This window comes from Streptomyces spinoverrucosus (assembly GCF_015712165.1).
In the GTDB taxonomy this organism is placed as follows: Bacteria; Actinomycetota; Actinomycetes; order Streptomycetales; family Streptomycetaceae; genus Streptomyces; species Streptomyces spinoverrucosus_A.
Window position 1 is genome coordinate 2,719,658 of sequence record NZ_JADPZX010000001.1, and the last position, 18,325, is coordinate 2,737,982.

21 protein-coding genes are annotated in these 18,325 nt (G+C 70.4%); 9 read left to right on the plus strand and 12 right to left on the minus strand.

Annotated features, from left to right (window positions below; genetic code table 11):
* The first annotated feature begins 170 nt into the window (after positions 1-170).
* Entirely contained in the window at positions 171-1,115 is a 945-nt protein-coding gene (locus I2W78_RS12080; protein ID WP_196459411.1) for a DUF4097 family beta strand repeat-containing protein, read from the plus strand.
* 1 nt (position 1,116) lies between these two features.
* Positions 1,117-2,160 (plus strand): PadR family transcriptional regulator, encoded by a 1,044-nt coding sequence (locus tag I2W78_RS12085; protein ID WP_196459412.1) that lies wholly within the window; start codon positions 1,117-1,119, stop codon positions 2,158-2,160.
* 399 nt (positions 2,161-2,559) lie between these two features.
* On the opposite strand, the gene I2W78_RS12090 is transcribed toward I2W78_RS12085, so the two are convergent.
* From I2W78_RS12090 to I2W78_RS12105, 4 genes are all read right to left on the minus strand, one after another.
* The gene (locus tag I2W78_RS12090) at positions 2,560-3,126 is read right to left on the minus strand and encodes a Clp protease N-terminal domain-containing protein (protein WP_196464522.1); all 567 of its coding nucleotides are present in this window, start codon (positions 3,124-3,126) and stop codon (positions 2,560-2,562) included.
* Positions 3,126-3,335: a helix-turn-helix domain-containing protein gene (locus I2W78_RS12095; RefSeq protein WP_196459413.1), complete on the minus strand. Its 210-nt coding sequence runs from the start codon at positions 3,333-3,335 to the stop codon at positions 3,126-3,128. Before I2W78_RS12095 ends, I2W78_RS12090 begins: the two co-directional genes overlap by 1 nt.
* A gap of 112 nt (positions 3,336-3,447) precedes the next feature.
* Positions 3,448-4,413 (minus strand): zinc-binding dehydrogenase, encoded by a 966-nt coding sequence (locus I2W78_RS12100; RefSeq protein WP_196459414.1) that lies wholly within the window; start codon positions 4,411-4,413, stop codon positions 3,448-3,450.
* Between the two features lie 309 nt (positions 4,414-4,722).
* Positions 4,723-5,946 carry an NAD(P)-dependent malic enzyme gene (locus tag I2W78_RS12105; protein ID WP_196459415.1) on the minus strand — a complete coding sequence of 408 codons (1,224 nt, stop codon included), beginning with the start codon at positions 5,944-5,946 and terminating at the stop codon, positions 4,723-4,725.
* A gap of 568 nt (positions 5,947-6,514) precedes the next feature.
* Here I2W78_RS12105 and I2W78_RS12110 point away from each other — a divergent pair.
* From I2W78_RS12110 to I2W78_RS12125, 4 genes are all read left to right on the plus strand, one after another.
* On the plus strand, positions 6,515-7,477 hold the full coding sequence (locus I2W78_RS12110; protein ID WP_196459416.1) for an ABC transporter substrate-binding protein: 963 nt from the start codon (positions 6,515-6,517) through the stop codon (positions 7,475-7,477).
* Between the two features lie 40 nt (positions 7,478-7,517).
* Positions 7,518-8,456 (plus strand): amino acid ABC transporter permease, encoded by a 939-nt coding sequence (locus I2W78_RS12115; protein ID WP_196459418.1) that lies wholly within the window; start codon positions 7,518-7,520, stop codon positions 8,454-8,456.
* A 98-nt stretch (positions 8,457-8,554) separates the two neighbouring features.
* Positions 8,555-9,307: an amino acid ABC transporter ATP-binding protein gene (locus tag I2W78_RS12120; protein WP_196464523.1), complete on the plus strand. Its 753-nt coding sequence runs from the start codon at positions 8,555-8,557 to the stop codon at positions 9,305-9,307.
* A gap of 21 nt (positions 9,308-9,328) precedes the next feature.
* Entirely contained in the window at positions 9,329-9,643 is a 315-nt protein-coding gene (locus I2W78_RS12125; protein ID WP_196459420.1) for a hypothetical protein, read from the plus strand.
* A gap of 83 nt (positions 9,644-9,726) precedes the next feature.
* Here the strand turns inward: I2W78_RS12125 and I2W78_RS12130 are convergent, their stop codons facing one another.
* Entirely contained in the window at positions 9,727-10,485 is a 759-nt protein-coding gene (locus tag I2W78_RS12130) for a class I SAM-dependent methyltransferase (RefSeq protein ID WP_196459422.1), read from the minus strand.
* Positions 10,486-10,585: 100 nt separating this feature from the next.
* Here I2W78_RS12130 and I2W78_RS12135 point away from each other — a divergent pair, with 100 nt between their 5' ends.
* Positions 10,586-11,215, plus strand: a complete 630-nt coding sequence (locus I2W78_RS12135; protein WP_196459424.1) for a CGNR zinc finger domain-containing protein — start codon at positions 10,586-10,588, stop codon at positions 11,213-11,215.
* Here the strand turns inward: I2W78_RS12135 and sodX are convergent.
* The gene (gene sodX, locus I2W78_RS12140) at positions 11,119-11,553 is read right to left on the minus strand and encodes a nickel-type superoxide dismutase maturation protease (protein ID WP_196464524.1); all 435 of its coding nucleotides are present in this window, start codon (positions 11,551-11,553) and stop codon (positions 11,119-11,121) included. The genes I2W78_RS12135 and sodX overlap by 97 nt on opposite strands.
* Before the next feature lie 144 nt (positions 11,554-11,697).
* On the opposite strand from sodX, the gene sodN reads away from it, so the two are divergent.
* The gene (gene sodN / locus I2W78_RS12145) at positions 11,698-12,093 is read left to right on the plus strand and encodes a superoxide dismutase, Ni (RefSeq protein WP_196459426.1); all 396 of its coding nucleotides are present in this window, start codon (positions 11,698-11,700) and stop codon (positions 12,091-12,093) included.
* Between the two features lie 129 nt (positions 12,094-12,222).
* Positions 12,223-12,957, plus strand: coding sequence for a VOC family protein (locus I2W78_RS12150; RefSeq protein WP_196459428.1), 735 nt, complete (start codon positions 12,223-12,225; stop codon positions 12,955-12,957).
* Here the strand turns inward: I2W78_RS12150 and I2W78_RS12155 are convergent.
* From I2W78_RS12155 to I2W78_RS12180, 6 genes are all read right to left on the minus strand, one after another.
* Positions 12,944-13,201, minus strand: a complete 258-nt coding sequence (locus tag I2W78_RS12155) for a hypothetical protein (protein ID WP_196459430.1) — start codon at positions 13,199-13,201, stop codon at positions 12,944-12,946. The genes I2W78_RS12150 and I2W78_RS12155 overlap by 14 nt on opposite strands.
* Before the next feature lie 37 nt (positions 13,202-13,238).
* Positions 13,239-14,465: an RNA polymerase sigma factor gene (locus I2W78_RS12160; RefSeq protein WP_196459432.1), complete on the minus strand. Its 1,227-nt coding sequence runs from the start codon at positions 14,463-14,465 to the stop codon at positions 13,239-13,241.
* Between the two features lie 9 nt (positions 14,466-14,474).
* Positions 14,475-14,891, minus strand: a complete 417-nt coding sequence (locus I2W78_RS12165) for a YciI family protein (RefSeq protein ID WP_196459434.1) — start codon at positions 14,889-14,891, stop codon at positions 14,475-14,477.
* 101 nt (positions 14,892-14,992) lie between these two features.
* On the minus strand, positions 14,993-15,226 hold the full coding sequence (locus I2W78_RS12170) for a hypothetical protein (protein WP_196464839.1): 234 nt from the start codon (positions 15,224-15,226) through the stop codon (positions 14,993-14,995).
* A gap of 267 nt (positions 15,227-15,493) precedes the next feature.
* Positions 15,494-16,639, minus strand: coding sequence for a family 2 encapsulin nanocompartment cargo protein polyprenyl transferase (locus tag I2W78_RS12175; RefSeq protein WP_196459436.1), 1,146 nt, complete (start codon positions 16,637-16,639; stop codon positions 15,494-15,496).
* Positions 16,640-16,757: 118 nt separating this feature from the next.
* Complete coding sequence (locus tag I2W78_RS12180; RefSeq protein WP_196459438.1) at positions 16,758-18,164, minus strand: family 2B encapsulin nanocompartment shell protein; 1,407 nt, start codon at positions 18,162-18,164, stop codon at positions 16,758-16,760.
* Between the last annotated feature and the right edge of the window lie 161 nt (positions 18,165-18,325).

The following is an 18,325-nucleotide window of genomic DNA, read 5'->3' on the forward strand; positions in this document are numbered from 1 at the left end:
GCCGGGGCTGCGGCGGTGCCACCGGGTGGTGAGCGGGAGGCCCATCGCCACCTGAGCGGGGACGGCGGTGCCGGGGCTCGGTCACCGAAATGAGTGTCTTGACTTTCGACGGTCACGATATATCGTGAATCACGTAAGACGCGATATGGCGTGTCGAGGAGGTCCCCACCATGTCGGAATGGTCCGTCGCCGAGCCGAGCAAGTTCACGTTCGAGGAGCCCGTGAGCGAGCTCCACGTACGCATCGTCAATGGAACGGTGAACGTGGTGGGCACCGATGAGGGTTCCGCCCGCCTGGAGGTCGGCGAGATCGAGGGACCACCCCTGATCGTCACCCAGCAGGGCGGCACGCTCACGGTGGCCTACGAGGACCTGCCCTGGAAGGGCTTCCTGAAGTGGCTCGACCGCAAGGGCTGGCGCCGCAGCGCAGTGGTGTCGCTGGCGGTCCCGGTGCATACGAGGGTGGAGGTCGGCGTCGTCAGCGCCGCCGCCGTGGTCTCCGGGATCGAGGGGCGCGCGGAGGTCAAGGGCGTCTCCGGTGACACCACGCTCGTCGGACTCGCGGGCCCGGTCCGCGCGGACACCGTCTCCGGGAGCGTGGAGGCCCAGGCCCTGAGCGGCGACCTGCGCTTCAACTCCGTCTCCGGTGACCTGACCGTCGTCGAGGGCGCGGGCTCCTCGGTCAAGGCCGACTCGGTCAGCGGCTCCATGATCGTCGACCTGGACCCGACGGGCAGCCCCACCGACGTCAGTCTGACCAGCGTCTCGGGTGAGATCGCCATCCGGCTGCCGCATCCGGCGGACGCGGAGGTGGAGGCCAACACCGCGAGCGGGGCCGTCTCCAACGCCTTCGAAGACCTCCGCGTTACCGGCCAGTGGGGCGCCAAGCGCATCACCGGCCGCCTCGGCGCGGGCAACGGCCGGCTGAAGGCCACGACCGTCTCCGGCTCGATCGCCCTGCTGCGCCGCCCGCCCGTGGAGGACGACGGCCCGTGGGCCGACCCGGCGGACGAACCGCGCGATGCCTCGGGGGACAATTCGGATTCCGGTCCGGGCGAGGGTGCGACGCCGACCAGCGCCCCGGCCGATGGCACGACCGACAAGAAGGTGCTCTGACATGCCCCCCGTCTTCGCTCACGGCCGCCTCCGTCTCTACCTGCTGAAACTGCTCGACGAGGCCCCGCGACACGGCTACGAGGTGATCCGCCTCCTTGAGGAACGCTTCCAGGGGCTGTACGCGCCGTCGGCCGGTACCGTCTACCCGCGCCTGGCCAAGCTGGAGGCCGAGGGCCTGGTCACCCACACCACCGAGGGCGGCCGCAAGGTGTACGCCATCACGGACGCCGGACGCGCCGAGCTGGCCGACCGCAGCGGTGAACTGGCCGACCTGGAAATGGAGATCCGCGAGTCGGTGGCGGAGCTGGCCGCCGAGATCCGCGCCGATGTGCGGGGCGCCGCCGGCGATCTGCGGCGCGAGATGCGGGCGGCGATGAGTGAGGCCCGCAAGGGCGGCGCGGTGAACGGTGACGCCGGGGACTTCTCCGAGTACACCGACAAGGAGGCCTGGCGCGCCGCGAAGGAGGAGATGCGGCGGGCCAAACAGGAGTGGAAGGAGCAGGCGCGGCGCGCCAAGGACGAGAGCCGTCGGGCCCGCGACGAGGCCCAGCGGGCGCGGCGCCAGGCCAAGGAGGCGCAGGAGCGGGCCCGGGCGCAGGCGCAGGAGGAGATGCAGCGCATCGCCCAGCGGGTTCAGGAGCAGGTGCAGGACCACTTCGCGCGGGGCGACTGGCCGACGGGGGTGCGCGAGGGTCTGACTGAACTCGCCAAGGAGTTCGGCGAGTTCGGGAAGGACTTCGGCAAGGAGTTCGGCAAGGACTTCGGTTTCGGGCGCGGCGGGGCGGCAAAGCCGACGTCGGCACCGGAGTACACGACAACCCCGGAGGACTTCCCGGCCGACTACGAGCCGGCCTGGTCCCACGACGACTCCTCCACCGGCGACCCGGCCCGCGACCTGGACCGCCTCCTCGACCGCTTCCGCGACGACATCCGCGACGCGGCCCGCGACCACGGGGTGACGTCAGATCAACTCCGCGACGCCCGACGCCATTTGTCATCAGCGGCTGCACACATCGGGGCGCTGCTGCGGACACCGAAGGGGTAGGCGCCGGGGGCCGGGGCCTCGCCAGACGGCACCCTCATCCGCGGGCCCGGCCTGGCGGGGCCGACCACGGGCAGACCCTGCCTGCGGGGCCGGACCTGGCCGAGGGACGGCGCCCCTCCTCCGCAAGGCCCAGCCTGGCGGGGCTGGCCGGGGACAACCTTGCCCGCGGGGCCGGGCCTGGCGGGGCAAGCCGGGAGCAAACCCTGCCCGTGAGGCCGGGCCGGGCCTGGCCGCCAGACGGCACCCTCATCCGCGGGCCCGGCCTGGCGGGGCCGACCGGGTGCAAACCTTGCCTGCGAGGCCCCGCCTGGCGGGCGAGGGTGCCTTTGCCCGTGGCCCGCGTAGGCCCGGCGGGGCCGACCGCCGGTCATGGTGGGGCGAGCCTCAACCCGCCCCCGCTCAGCCCGCCTTGGCCTCTCCCCCGCCGCTCAGTACGCGCGTGACCGACTCGTAAGTGACGCCGTGGTCGGCGAGTACCTCTGCGGGGACGCCCGGGCGGGCGGTCAGGGCGAGGAGGAGGTGTTCGTCGCCGATGGACCGTTCGCGGCGGGCGACGGCGATACGCAGCGACTTCTCCAGCACATCCTTGGCACCCCGGCTGAAAGAACGGTGCCCGCCCCACCACCCCCGGTCCTTGCGGTCACCGGACATCGCACCCACACCGTGCGCCTCCTCCACCCGGGAGACGATCTCCGCGACGTCGATCCCCAGCCCGGCCAGCGCCTCCGCCTCGGCCTGAGAAAGCCCCGCCCGCCGCCGGGCCGCCTCCAGCGCCCGCGCCACCGACTCCCGTCGCTCGGCTGCCAGCCCGAGCGCGGCCAGCGCGAACGCACCGCGACCGGCCCCACGGTCGAGCAGGGCGAGCAGCAGATGCTCCGCGTCTACGGTCTGCGCCCCCGCCCCCTCGCACTGCTCGACGGCACCCTTCACCACGGCCCGGGCGTCCTTCGTGAACCGTTCGAACATCATCGCCTCCCGTACTTCTTGTGCACGGCCTGCCTGCTCACACCGAGTTCCGCGGCGATCTCCTGCCACGACCAGCCCTGATTGCGCGCACTGCGCACCTGCACGGCCTCCAACTGCTCCAGCAGCCGCCGCAAGGCGGCGACGGCCCGCAGCCCGATCCGTGGATCGCGGTCACCGGCGCGCTCGGCGAGTTCGGTAGCTTCGGTCATGACGTCAACCTACGTTGACACACCCCCATCCGTCAATCCTGGTTGACAATACGAAGGCGGCCGGTCCGAATCCCGGACCGGCCGCCGCTGCCCTGCAGACCGACGGAACCCGTCAGCCGTTGGCGAGCACGATCTTCCCGAACTGCTCGCCCGACTCCAGCCGTTCGAAGCCCTCCCGGGCCCGGTCCATCGGCAGCACCTCGTCGATGACGGGACGTACGCCGGTGGCGGCGCAGAAGGACAGCAGGTCCTCCAGTTCCTCCTTGGTGCCCATCGTGGAACCGACGACCTTCAGCTCCAGGAAGAAGATCCGGGTCAGTTCGGCGTGGGACGGCCGATCACCGCTCGTGGCACCGGAGATGACGAGCGTTCCGCCGGGACGCAGCGACTTCACCGAGTGCGACCAGGTGGCGGCACCGACGGTCTCGATGACGGCGTCGACGCGCTGCGGCAGCCGCGCCCCCGACTCCAGCGCCTCCACGGCCCCCAGCTCCAGGGCACGCTTGCGCTTGGCCTCGTCCCGGCTGGTGGCGAAGACGCGCAGCCCGGCGGCCTTGCCGAGCACGATCGCGGCCGTGGCGACACCGCCACCGGCGCCCTGCACCAGCACCGAGTCGCCGGGGCGGACACCGGCGTTGGTGAAGAGCATGCGGTACGCCGTCAGCCAGGCGGTCGGCAGGCAGGCGGCCTCCGCGAAGGAGAGCTCCTTCGGCTTGGGAAGGATGTTCCAGGTCGGTACGGCGACCTGGTCGGCGAACGTGCCCTGGTAGTGCTCGGTGAGGATGGAACGGGGTTCCTTGGGGCCGACCCCGTGGCCCGTCTGGCCGATGACGGAGTGCAGGACGACCTCGTTGCCGTCCTCGTCGACGCCGGCGGCGTCACAGCCGAGGATCATCGGCAGCTTGTCCTCTGCGAGGCCCACGCCGCGCAGGGACCAGAGGTCGTGGTGGTTGAGGGAGGCGGCTTTGACGTCGACGACACTCCAGCCGGGCTTGACCTCGGGGGCTGGGCGCTCCCCCAACTCAAGGCCGTTCAGCGGCTGGTCGCGGTCGATTCGGGCGGCGTAGACAGCGAACATGCAGCCGACGATAGATTCCAGGAGGGACCAACGGAACGCCGGATCCCTGTGAGACACACCCTCTTGCCACAGGAACACCGCCCACTGCACGCCCTCAGGGGCGCGGGGAACTGCGCGCCCAGCCCACAACGACGGGCACCGCACCACAGCCGTCTCCACCTCCAAACCCCACGCACACCCCCCAACCCGCACCCGCCAACGACGCCCAGCCCCCACAAGCGACGTTCACCCGCAAACTCACCCGAACAGGTGCGCGGGTGGGCAAAGAAATGGCCCCGCCCAAAACGGACGGGGCCATAACAAACAGGCTCAGCGCCGAGCAACGCCCTCCGCCCGCGCCGCCGCCGCGACAGCGGCAGTCACCGCTGGCGCCACCCGCTCATCGAACGGCGACGGAATGACATAGTCCGCGGCGAGGTCGTCACCCACGACACCCGCCAGCGCCTCGGCCGCCGCGATCTTCATGCCCTCGGTGATCCGGGACGCCCGCACCTGGAGCGCGCCCGCGAAGATCCCCGGAAACGCCAGCACATTGTTGATCTGGTTCGGGAAGTCCGACCGGCCCGTGGCGACGACCGCCGCGTACTTGTGCGCCACATCGGGGTGCACCTCGGGATTCGGGTTGGCCATCGCGAACACGAACGCGCCCTCGGCCATGGAGGCGACGGCCTCCTCCGGCACCGTACCGCCGGAGACGCCGATGAAGACGTCCGCGCCGTCCAGAGCCGCCTCCAGCGACCCGGTGAGCCCGGCCTTGTTGGTGAACCCGGCGAGCTCCCGCTTGACCGGCGTCAGGTCCTCCCGGTCGGCGGAGACGACGCCCTTGCGGTCGGCGACCGCGACGTCCCCGATCCCGGCCTCGACCAGCATCTTCGCGATCGCGACCCCGGCCGCGCCCGCGCCCGAGATGACGGCCCGCAGGTCGGCGAGCGTCTTCCCGGTCAGCCGCGCGGCGTTCCGCAGGGCCGCCAGCGTCACGACCGCCGTGCCGTGCTGGTCGTCGTGGAAGACCGGGATGTCCAGCCGCTCCTGGAGCTTGCGCTCGATCTCGAAGCACCGCGGCGCCGAGATGTCCTCCAGGTTCACCCCGCCGAAGGAGGGGGCGAGGCGGACCACCGTCTCGACGATCTCGTCCACGTCCGTGCAGGCGAGGGCGATCGGAACCGCCTCCACGCCGCCGAACTGCTTGAACAGGATCGCCTTGCCCTCCATCACTGGGAGGGAGGCCTCGGGGCCGATGTCCCCGAGTCCGAGCACCGCCGTACCGTCGGTCACGACGGCGACGACGGACGATTTCCACGTGTAGTCGTGGACCAGTTCCGGCTTCTCGGCGATCGCGGTGCACACCTTCGCGACGCCGGGCGTATACGCCAGGGACAGGTCGTCCTTGTCTCGGACCGGCACGGTGGCCTGCACGGCCATCTTGCCGCCGCGGTGCAGCGCGAACGCCGGATCGAAGGAATCGAGGGGCTCGACCCCTCCCTCCTGCTCCGTACCGCTGTCGCTGCGAGGATTGACGATCTCCGCTGCCACTTTGTCTGACCCCTTAAGTGTTCATGGTTTGAGGGTGGGTCCACTCCTGGTGAGGAGTGGGCGGGCACCGCGTACCGCCCAGTGAGTGATGCGTACGGGCACATACGCGACGGGCGCGCCGCACACGCGCCCTGAGCCCCGGATGAGGGGTGTAAAGAACCTTCTTACCGGACGGAGGGCATCGCCGACGAGTCCATAACGGGAAGATCACATGCCGGTGACATGACTCATGCCTGAATATGGGGACAAGAGGCCGTCAAACTCTTGACAAAGCCGCAATAGCCGCCAAACACCGACTTCCGTGCATCCACATCCTGAGACACACCGAAGATCTTGCGGCCGGAACCATACATTCCCGTAGAAGGTCCGGTCGTGATGTACCGGAGTGGTCTGGTTCGGGGGTCACCCGTTATCCGATTTTGACATGACGGCTCACCTGAATGGACCCGTCCGAATGGCAAGATGCCCTAATCACACGAGGTCGCGACACCCGAAGCTGTGTGCTCTCGTCGACCCATCGGCAACTGCCGCCCATCGGCACTTCACCCATCCGCCGGAGGAACCCACAATGACCGCAAGCTCCACCCGTCGTACGACCGCCGCGCGTTCCCGGCTAGCCGCGGTCGGTGCGATCGCGGTCGCAGGCGCCCTGCTTCTCACCGGCTGCGGTGACCAGACGGAGAACAGCGGCTCGGACAGCACGGACACCGCGACGAAGACCGCGGCCCCGCTGGCCGACAAGCTGCCCCAGGTGATCCGCGACAAGGGCGTCATCAAGGTCGGTTCGGACATCGCGTACGCGCCGGTCGAGTTCAAGGACAGCTCCGGCAACACGGTCGGCATCGACCCGGACCTCGCCGCCGCCATGGGCAAGCAGCTCGGCGTGACGTTCGAGTTCGAGAACGGCACCTTCGACACCCTCATCACCGGTCTGCGCTCCAAGCGCTACGACATCGCCATGTCCGCGATGACCGACACCAAGGACCGCCAGGAGGGCATCGACTCCGACACCGGCAAAAAGGTCGGTGAGGGCGTCGACTTCGTGGACTACTTCTCGGCCGGTGTCTCGATCTACACCAAGAAGGGCGACGACCAGGGCATCAAGACCTGGTCCGACCTGTGCGGCAAGAAGATCGTGCTCCAGCGCGGCACGGTCTCCGAGGACCTCGCCAAGGCCGAGGCCAAGAAGTGCCCGAAGAACAAGAAGCTCACCATCGAGGCCTTCGACAACGACCAGCAGGCCCAGACCCGCCTGCGCGCGGGCGGCGCCGACGCCGGCTCCTCCGACTTCCCCGTCGCCGCGTACGCCGTGAAGACCTCCGGCGGCGGCAACGACTTCCAGCTGGTCGGCGAGCAGGTCGAGGCCGCTCCGTACGGCATCGCGGTGGCCAAGAACAACACCCAGCTGCGCGACGCCCTGCAGGCCGCCCTGGATGCGATCATCGCCAACGGCGAGTACGACAAGATCATAAAGAAGTGGGGCGTCGAGGACGGCGCCGTCGACAAGGCCACCATCAACGGCGGCAAGTGACCGCTCGGTCATCGACCAGCGGCACTGAAAGGCACAACCCGTGACTGCTGACATCGACAAGACGACGGGTCCGGCCGACACGCCCCCGGCCGGACCGGAAGCCATCAAGGCCATCCCGGTCCGGCACTACGGGCGGTACGTCTCCGCCGTCGTCGCGCTCGCCCTGCTGGGCGGCGTCATCTACGCGTTCTCCCAGGGCAGGATCAACTGGGGGGCGATCCCGGACTACTTCTTCAACGACCGCATCCTCGGCGGCGTGGGCAACACGCTCCTGCTGACCGTGCTGTGCATGCTGATCGGCATCGTCGGCGGCATCGTGCTGGCGGTGATGCGCCTGTCGCGGAACCCGGTGACCTCGACGATCGCCTGGTTCTACATCTGGTTCTTCCGCGGCACCCCGGTCCTGGTCCAGCTCATCGTCTGGTTCAACCTGGGCCTGGTCTTCGAGTACATCAACCTCGGGCCGATCTACCGGGACGAGTGGTCGGACTTCATGACCCCGTTCCTGACCGCGCTGCTCGGCCTCGGTCTGAACGAGGCCGCGTACATGGCGGAGATCTGCCGCGCCGGTCTGCTCGCGGTCGACGAGGGCCAGACCGAGGCGTCGCACGCGCTGGGCATGAGCCACGCCAAGACGCTGCGCCGGATCGTCATCCCGCAGGCGATGCGCGTGATCGTGCCGCCGACGGGCAACGAGGTCATCAACATGCTGAAGACGACCTCGCTGGTGTCGGTCGTCCAGTACTCCGACCTGCTCCGCAACGCCCAGGACATCGGCCAGACCTCCGGCGCCCCGGCCGAGATGCTGTTCCTCGCCGCCGCCTGGTACCTGCTGCTGACCTCGATCTTCAGCGTCGGCCAGTACTACCTTGAGAGGTACTACGCCCGCGGTTCGAGCCGCTCGCTGCCGCCGACGCCGCTCCAGAAGATCAAGGCCAACATGTTGTCCCTCGGCCGCCCGAAGGGAGGCATGGCATGACCGACAAGACCGAGAACACCGAGAAGACAGAGAAGACAGAGAAGACCGAGAAGACCGACAAGGTGGACAAGGCAGCCGTCGAGGCCACCACGATCCCCATGGTCAAGGCGGAGGGCGTCCACAAGTCCTTCGGTCACGTCGAGGTCCTCAAGGGCATCGACCTGGAGGTGAAGACCGGCGAGGTCTTCTGCCTGATCGGCCCCTCCGGCTCCGGCAAGTCGACCTTCCTGCGGTGCATCAACCACCTGGAGAAGATCAACGCCGGGCGGCTGTACGTCGACGGCGAGCTCGTCGGCTACCGCCAGAAGGGCGACAAGCTGTACGAGCTGAAGGACAGCGAGGTCGCGCTGAAGCGGCGGGACATCGGGATGGTCTTCCAGCGCTTCAACCTGTTCCCGCACATGACGGCCCTGGAGAACGTCATGGAGGCGCCCATCCAGGTCAAGGGCACCAGCCGGGCCCAGGCCAAGGAGCGGGCGATGCAGCTCCTGGACCGCGTCGGCCTGGCCGACAAGGCCGGGAACTACCCCTCGCAGCTCTCCGGCGGCCAGCAGCAGCGCGTCGCCATCGCCCGGGCCCTCGCCATGGACCCGAAGCTGATGCTCTTCGACGAGCCGACCTCGGCCCTCGACCCGGAGCTGGTCGGTGACGTTCTCGACGTCATGCGCGACCTCGCCGAGTCCGGGATGACCATGATCGTCGTCACCCATGAGATGGGCTTCGCCCGCGAGGTCGGCGACAGCCTGGTCTTCATGGACGGCGGCGTGGTGGTCGAGTCCGGCAACCCGAGGGACGTCCTGACCGACCCGCAGCACGAGCGGACGCAGGCGTTCCTGTCGAAGGTGCTGTGACGCTTCGCTGAGAAGGGGGCGGTGGGGACTTTCCGGACCGCCGCCGAGAAGGGGACGGTGGGAACTTCCCGGACCGCCGCCGAGAAGGGGACGGTGGGAACTTCCCGGACCGCCGCCGAGAAGGGGGCGGAGGGAACTTCCCGGACCGCCGCTGAGAAGGGGGCGGTGGGGACTTTCCGGACCGCCGCCGAGAAGGGGACGGTGGGAACTTCCCGGACCGCCGCTGAGAAGGGGGCGGAGGGAACTTCCCGGACCGCCGCTGAGAAGGGGACGGTGGGGATTTTCCGGACCGCCGCTGAAAAAGGGGCGGTCCGGATCTCTCCCTACCGCCGCTGAAAATGGGGCGATACGGGCTTTCCGGACCCCCGCTGAAAATGGGCGGTACGGAGAGATCCGTGCCGCCCCTTCTCCATGCCCCGTTACTTGAGCGCCAGCAGCAGCGTGTCCGACGGCGAGCACCACACCGGCCGTGCCTCCGCGAACCCCGTCTCGCGCAGCACGCGCGCGTGCCACGCCGCCGACGGCATGTCGCCTTCCGCGTGGTCGCCGTAGATCTCGAAGCGGCGGGCGGTGGGCTCGGCGAGGACGGGGTCGTTGGCGGCGAGCTGCCACCAGTCGACCCAGTCGAGGGCGCCGTCCTTCTGCGTCCGGTCCATGCGCGCGTGGCGCAGGGTGCGCTCGGCGACGTTGATGCGGGGCGTGGTGTCGTCGATCATGTGGTCGGCGTTCATGAAGACGCCACCGTGCCGGACGAGCCCGGCGAGCCGGCCGTACAGCGCCTGGAGGGGTTCGGCGTGGAACCAGTGCAGGGCGGTGGCGGTCAGGACGGCGTCGTACGTCTCGTGGGGCAGCCGCGTGGGCCAGTCGGGGTCCTTCAGGTCGGCCTCGACGAGGGTGACGCGGTCGTCGCCGTCGAAGGTGCCGCGGGCGATGGTGAGCAGGGCGGGGTCGAGGTCGATGCCGGTGCTGGTGGCGTCGGGGAAGCGGGCGAGCAGACGGGCGGTGATGGTGCCGGTGCCGCAGGCGAGGTCCAGCACCCGCGGCGCGGTGCCGGCGAACGCCTCGACCATGTCCAGCATGACCCGGAAGCGCTCCTCGCGATCCGGCATGTACAACTCCTGCTGCCGGTCCCAGCTCTCCTGCCAGGCATTCCAGTCGGTGCCGATGCTCGTGGTCACGGAAACCCCCTCTTGAGTCACCCACGTAATACCCTGGAAGCACGATCAGCTGTTACGTGACCGCAGACACGACCATAGAGCCCCTCCGTAAGGACTACAAGTGGAACTGGCCTATTACTCGGACTATGCCGTACGACTCGTCAACAGCGAGGAGCCGGCCCGGGGCAAGGATTCGCTGACCTCGGTCGAGGCCGTCCGGGAGCTCTTCGGCGTCAACCAGTCGGCGGCCCGCCGCGCCACCGACGCGGACGTGACGCGGTTCCGCTCGGTCCGGGCCCGGCTGCGGGCGGTCTTCGAGGCGGCCGACAGCGGCGACGAGACCCTCGCGGTGGACCTGCTGAACTCACTGCTGCTGGAGTTCCCGGTGAGCCCGCAGATCTCCGGCCACGACTTCCGGGACGACGACGGCCGCCCCCTGTGGCACATGCACCTCGCGGACCACCCGTCGAACGCGACCGCCGGCTACGCGGCCATCGCGGCGATGGGCCTGGCGTTCCACCTCACCGAGTACGGCGTGGACCGCCTGGGCGTGTGCGAGGCGGCTCCGTGCCGCAACGCCTACCTCGACACGTCCACCAACCGCTCCCGGCGCTACTGCTCCGACCGCTGCGCCACCCGCGCCAACGTGGCCGCCTACCGGGCCCGCAAACGCCTGGAGGCCGACCGGTCGGAGAAGACGGGCCGGGCCGCCGACAGCGCCCAGCCCAGCAGCGCCAGCGGCGAGCGCTGATCGGGCCGACGCGGCCGGTAGCGGAACCGGACCCGGCCCAGGACCAGCTCGTCGGGGACCACCCCGTAGTCGGTGCTGTCGCCGCCGGCGTACGCGTTGTCGCCGAGCACCCACCAGCCGCCGTCGCGGCGCTCCGCAGCCCGCTTGACCACGAGCAGGTCCTGCTGGAAGGGATGACGCAGGACGACGACGTCCCCCGGCCTGACCCGAACGCCGTAGCGCACCAGGAGCCGGTCGCCGTGGTACAGCGTCGGCACCATGGACGGCCCGGTCACCTCGGCCACTCCGAAGGGCGGGACGCCCCTTTCGCGCTCGGTCTCCTGCGACAGCTCCGGCATGCCCGGCACCTCCCCGGTTCGATCCTCCACCAGTCTCAGTCTCACCCCGGACTTTTGTCCTAAGCCCATGGGGGCACTCGCGAAATCCCGTCCCTCAGGGAGTAATGTCCCCCTGAGAAGACGATCACGAGGAAGGAATGCTTCATGCTTTCCCGCCTGTTTGCCCCCAAGGTCAAGGTCAGCGCGCACTGCGACCTGCCCTGCGGCGTGTACGACCCGGCCCAGGCCCGCATCGAGGCGGAGTCGGTGAAGGCCGTCCAGGAAAAGATGGCCGGCAACGACGACCCGCACTTCCAGGCTCGTGCCACCACCATCAAGGAGCAGCGCGCCGAACTGGCCAAGCACCACGTCTCGGTGCTCTGGAGCGACTACTTCAAGCCCCCGCACTTCGAGAAGTACCCGGAGCTGCACCAGCTGGTCAACGACACCCTGAAGGCCCTCTCGGCCGCCAAGGCGTCCACCGACCCGGCCACCGGCCAGAAGGCCCTCGACTACATCGCCCAGATCGACAAGATCTTCTGGGAGACCAAGAAGGCCTGACGCCCCGCAATGGCCGGCGGTTGGTGCACCACCGCCTGTCAGGGGCAAGCGAAGGGGCCCGACCGGACTACCGGTCGGGCCCTTTCAGCACCCATCGGCCCGGGCACCTCCGCGCCTACGATCATCGGCATGACGATCCACTGGACGTACGCCTTCATCGACCGCCCCGCCGAACTCCTCCCGGCCGCCGAGGAGTTCTGGACCGCCGTCACGGACACCCGGCTGTCCGCACGGCGGAGTGAGTTCATCACCCTGGTCCCGGTCGAGGGGACGGACGCGTGCGTGAAGGTCCAGGGCGTCGACTCCGGCCGCGGCGGCGCGCATCTCGACTTCGCCGTCGACGACGTGGCCGGGTTCACCGCCTCGGCGGTGCGGGCGGGGGCCGAGGTGGCCGCCGAGCACGAGGGGTGGGCCGTACTGCGATCGCCCGCTGGCCTGCCGTTCTGTGCCGTGCCGTGGCACGAGGAGTCGGTGCGGCCGCCCGTCGTACGGGGCACCCGGCTCGATCAGGTGTGCGTCGACGTCCCGCCTTCGTCGTACGACACCGAGGTCGCGTTCTGGACAGAGCTGCTGGTGGGCTGGGCGTCCCTGCCCGGTTCTCTCCCGGAGTTCCACGTGCTCAGGCCGCCGACGGGGCTGCCGGTGCGCGTGCTGCTCCAGCGTCTCGGCACCGAACAGCCCCTCTCCGCCCACCTCGACCTGGCCTGCGCGGACATCGCGGCGACCCGCGCCGAACACGAGCGGCTCGGGGGCGCGTTCGTCGCCGCCGGGGCCCACTGGACGGTGATGCGCGACCCGGCGGGCGGCACGTACTGCCTGACCGGCCGGGACCCGGAAACGGGCGGGCTGCCTAGTCGTTCGTGACGATGCAGGAGTAGGCGTGTATACCGTCGTCGGTGGGCAGCGGCGTCGGCGGCGGGCACGCGGTGCTCGTGTCCAGCTGAAGCAGCGGCGCCGGGGGCGCCTCCTCCCAGCGAGACGGCCCCGGCGGCTCGGCCGACTCCCGCAACCACAGCGTCAGCCCACCCCCGACGGCCACGGTCACGGCCCACACCAGCACGGCCCACCGCCATGCCCTACGACGCCCGCCCCCGGCCTCCGTCGTCACGCCAACCCTCCCCGCACTCACGGCACTTGGGGTCACGCTAACGCCTCAGCCGCGCCGCCCGCGCGTGCAGGTACCGCTGCTCCGGCAGGCTCAGCGCCTTTCCGGCCGCCGACTCGTAGGCGGCGCGGGCGGCCTCGTACTCCCCCGTCCGCTCCAGCAGATGCCCCCGCACCGCGTCCAGGCGGTGGCTGGTGCCCAGGTCGCCCGCCAACGCCTCCAGTTCGGCCAGGCCCTCGCGCGGGCCGTGGACCATGGCGACGGCGACGGCACGGTTGAGGCGTTCGACGGGACCGGGGACCAGGCGGACGAGGATGTCGTACAGGCCGAGGATCTCCCGCCAGTCGGTCGCCTGAGCCGACGGGGCCTCGTCGTGCACGGCGGCGATGGCGGCACGCAGCTGGTACGGGCCCGGGCGGCCGCCGGACAGCGCCCGGGTGACCAGGGCCACGCCCTCCTCGATCGCCGCCTTGTCCCAGCGGGCCCGGTCCTGCTCGTCGAGCGGGATCAGCTCCCCGTGCGACCCCGTGCGCGCCTCGCGGCGGGCGTCGGTGAGCAGCATCAGGGCCAGCAGACCGGCCACCTCGCCGTCGTCGGGGAGCAGCCCCTGGACCGTACGGGCGAGCCGGATCGCCTCACCGGCCAGTTCGCGGCGCTGGAGGGCCGCGCCGGAGGTGGCCGTGTAGCCCTCGTTGAAGATCAGGTAGAGGGTGTGCAGGACGGCGGGCAGCCGCTCCGCCCAGTTCTCCGGGCGGCCGAAGCGCACGCCCCGCACCTTCTGCTTGGCCCGGCTGATCTTCTGGGCCATGGTCGGCTCGGGCACCAGGTGGGCGCGGGCGATCTCCGCCGTCGTCAGGCCGCCGACCGCGCGCAGGGTGAGGGCGATCTGGGCGGGCGGGGTCAGGTCGGGGTGGCAGCACAGGAAGAGCAGCGTGAGGGTGTCGTCCTCGCGCGGCGACCGGTCCACGCCGGGCGGCGGTGCCATGAACGCGTCGCGCGGGGTGAGCGCCGCCGCCCGCTCCTCCCGCTGCCGCCGCGCCGCCTCACTGCGCAGCGCGTCGGTCAGCCGCCGCGCCGCGACCTTGATCAGCCAGCCGCGAGGATTGTCCGGGATCCCGGCCGAGGGCCACTGCCCGGCCGCCGCGAGCAGCGCCTCCTGTACGGCGTCCTCGGCGGCGTCGAAATGCCCGTACCGGCGCACCAGCGCACCGAGGACCTGCGGCGCGTGCCGGCGCAGCAGGTCCTCGACCTCGTCGGTGCGGTGCATGGGTGCCGCTCAGCAGATGTCGCCGGTGCCTTCCATGATCGGCCGGATCACCACCGGGTACTCCGGGGCGCCCGCGGGCTGCGGGCAGCGGGCCACCCGCTCGGCGATCTCCGTGACCCGCTCCAGGCTCGCGCAGTCCAGCACCCAGTAGCCGGCCAGCAGCTCCTTGGTCTCGCTGTACGGGCCGTCGGTGATCACCGGCTTGCCGTCGGTGTCCAGGCCGACCAGCCGGGTCCTGGCGGGCTCGGCCAGTCCCTGCCCGTCGACGAGTTCGCCGGTCTCGGCGAGGTCGTCGTTGATCGCGTTCATGTACGCGTACATGGCCTGGAGGTCCTGCTCGCTCCAGGCCGGCGAGTGCTCGGAGGCGTTGCCACGCATCGCCTCGTAGTCCGCCTGCGTGCCCTGCACCATGACCAGGTACTTCATCGTCGTCTCCTCGGGTCCGGGCCGCCCGGCGTGGGCGGCTCTCACCGGGGACGTCGGAGCCGGCCGGGGATTCTCGACACGCGGTCGGAGTTTTTTTTGGCTCAGGACTTCTTCGCCACGGTTTCGGTGTCGGCTTCGGTGTTCTTGGTGGTGGCGGGCGTCGCCGGCCGCTCCTGCTCGGACACGGCACCTTCCGCGGCGTTCGCCTCGCACTTGGGATTCCGGCACGGTCCGGCCACCCACACCGGAACCCACGCGCCCAGCGTCTTGTGGCGCCGGACGACCGTATCGACGGGCTGTCCGCATACGGGACAGACATGTTCTGCGCTGTCCATGCCCCAAGCGTAGGGCGGACGGCGGCTCAGCGCTCCCTGCTGTACGTCCTCACGAGGACGCCGTTGCCCCGACGATGATCTCCACCTCGGGGCCGGGCGGACTCCGCCGGGCCTGATCCACCACCGGCCCTGACGAAAGCGGGCCCCGCACACCGTGGGGATGTGCGGGACCTGCCCGGCCGGAACCGGCCGCCGGCGTACGGGTCAGGAATCGCACGCCCAGCCACTCCCGGGTTCTCTTCTCGCGGCGCGCCTGAGCGTCGGCGATCAGGCGCTGCGGCGCGTCACGAACTCGGCGAGGGCGAGCAGCCCGCCCGCGGCCTCCGGGTCGGGAATCGCGCGGGACAGCTCCTGCATCGCCCGCGCCATCCGCTCGGACGCCTGGACCTGCGCCCAGTCCCGCCCGCCGGCCCGCTCCACGGCCAGCACCGTGGGCTCCAGATCACCGCCGTCGTACGGCACTTCGTACAACTCGGCGAGTTCTACGGCGGCCGGTGTCCCGGAGACCAGCGCGGCCACCACCGGCAGGGACTTCTTGCGGGCCGCCAGGTCCGCTCCGACCGGCTTGCCGGTGCGGCCCGGGTCACCCCATATGCCGATGACGTCGTCGATGAGCTGGAAGGCGAGCCCGGCCTCCCGGCCGAACGCGTCCAGCGCCTCGACATCACCCGCGGCCGCCCCGGCGTACAGCGCGCCGAGCGCGCACGCGCACCCGAGCAGCGCCCCGGTCTTGGCCTCAGCCATGGCGAGCACCTCGTCGAGGGTGACCTCCGAGGGGCCGCGCCGCTCCATCGCCGTGTCGGCCTGCTGGCCCTCGCACAGTTCGACGACACAGGCCGCGAGCCGGGCGGCGGCGGCCGCGGACGCCGGGTGCGGATCCTCCGCGAGCAGCCGCAGGGCGAGCGCCTGGAGGGCGTCCCCGGCGAGGATCGCGGCGGTGTCGCCGAACACCGTCCACGCGGTCGCTCGGTGCCGGCGGGTGGTGTCCCGGTCCATCACGTCGTCGTGCAGCAGCGTGAAGTTGTGCACCAGCTCCACCGCCGCGGCCGCCCGCACCGCGCTCGCCTGTGCCCCGGGGCCGCCGAGCGCGGCGGCCCCGGCGAGGACGAGCGCCGGCCGGATCGCCTTGCCCGCGTTGCCGGTCGCCGGGGTGCCGTCCGCGTGCTCCCAGCCGAAGTGGTAGCGCGCGATCCGGCGCATCGCACCGGGCAACGAGTCGACCGCCGAGCGCAGTTCGGGGTCCACCGACGCCCGCGCACGCTCCAGGATCACCGCCGCCTCGGGACCGTCGAGCGGCCCCGGCCCGCTGTCCGCCTGGGTCGCGATGGAACTCCGCCTTTCGGACGCCCCGGCAGGACGCCGCCCGCGCTGCGCCGGGGGCTGGTTCGTCGACTCGGTCACGGACTCGGTCATGGGATCGAGGTCCCCCCTCGGAGAGTCTGCGGACAGCGGCGCTTCCGCTCCGGCCGGGCGCGTACCCCGAGGTGTACCCACCCTGGCGGGCGGGGACACGACACACGGACCGGGAGGGTCACCGCCAGCGGCCGATCTCGACGTTCTCCAGCACGCCGAGCGCGTCCGGCACCAGAACCGCCGCCGAGTAGTAGGCCGTCACCAGGTACTTGATGATGGCCTGTTCGTTGATGCCCATGAACCGCACCGACAGGCTGGGCTCGATCTCGTCCGGGATGCCGGACTGGCGCAGACCGATCACACCCTGCTCCGCATCACCGAGGCGCATCGCGATGATCGAGCTGGTCCGGGCCTCGGTGACCGGGATCTTGTTGCACGGGTAGATCGGGACACCGCGCCAGGTCGGGATGCGGTTGCCGGCGACGTCGATCGTCTCGGGCACCAGGCCCCGCTTGTTGAGCTCACGGCCGAACGCGGCGATCGCGCGCGGGTGGGCCAGGAACATCTTGGTGCCGCGCCGGCGGCTGAGCAGCTCGTCCATGTCGTCCGGGCTGGGCACCCCGTCGTGCGGCTGGATCCGCTGGTCGTACTCGCAGTTGTTCAGCAACCCGAACTCACGGTTGTTGATCAGCTCGTGTTCCTGGCGTTCCTTCAACGCTTCGACGGTCAGCCTGAGCTGCTGCTCGGTCTGGTTCATCGGCTGGTTGTACAGGTCGGCCACGCGCGTGTGGATGCGCAGCACGGTCTGGGCGATGCTCAGTTCGTACTCTCGGGGCCGGGCCTCGTAGTCCACGAAGGTGTGCGGGATGTCCGGCTCGCCCGCGTGACCGGAGGCGAGGTCGATCTCCTTCTCGCCGAACTTGTTGGTGCGCTGCTGCGGAATGGACCGCTGCTGCTCAAGGTGCTCGCGCAGCGAGTCCGCGCGCTCGGCGAGCTGCTCGACGTGCTGGCGGGTCAGGACAAGGATCGTGCAGGGCGTGATCGCGCGGGCCGTGTACTCCCAGATGGCGTCCGGGTCGAGCAGCGCCTGCTCGCCCAGGTAGGCGCCGTCGGCGAGCACACCGAGGCTCTCGTCGTCGCCGTACGGGCCGGTGCCGATCTTCTCCACCCTGCCGTGCGCCAGCAGGTACACCTCGTCGGTCTGGTTGCCGAAGTCGGCGATGACCTCGCCAGCGGCGATCTCGCGCTGCTCACAGCGCTGAGCGAGCTCGGTCAGCACCTCCTCGTCCTCGTACGACCGCAGCGCCGGCAGCTCGCCCAGCTCCGCGGGGATGACCTCGACACGGTCGCCGGTCTTCACGAAGGTGATGCGTCCGTCACCCACGGCGTAACTGAGCCGCCGGTTCACGCGGTACGTGCCACCTTGCACGTCCACCCATGGCAGCATGCGCAGCAGCCAGCGCGAGCTGATCTCCTGCATCTGGGGTGCGGACTTGGTCGTGGTGGCCAGGTTCCGCGCGGCCGCCGTGCCGAGACTCTGCTGCGGCTTCGTCTGCTCCGTGCGGACCTCTTCGCCTACCGACATAAGGAATTGCCCTCCCGGTCATGCCCTGGCAGCGGATTTCGCCGGGCACCGATCTCCGAGGGAAAGCCTTCCAGCACGGAGCGTGTTCGTGCTATTACACGAAAGAGCGGGAATGGATCAACTCCCGCTGGGCACACATGGGTTCCTCCTCGAGCGATGCA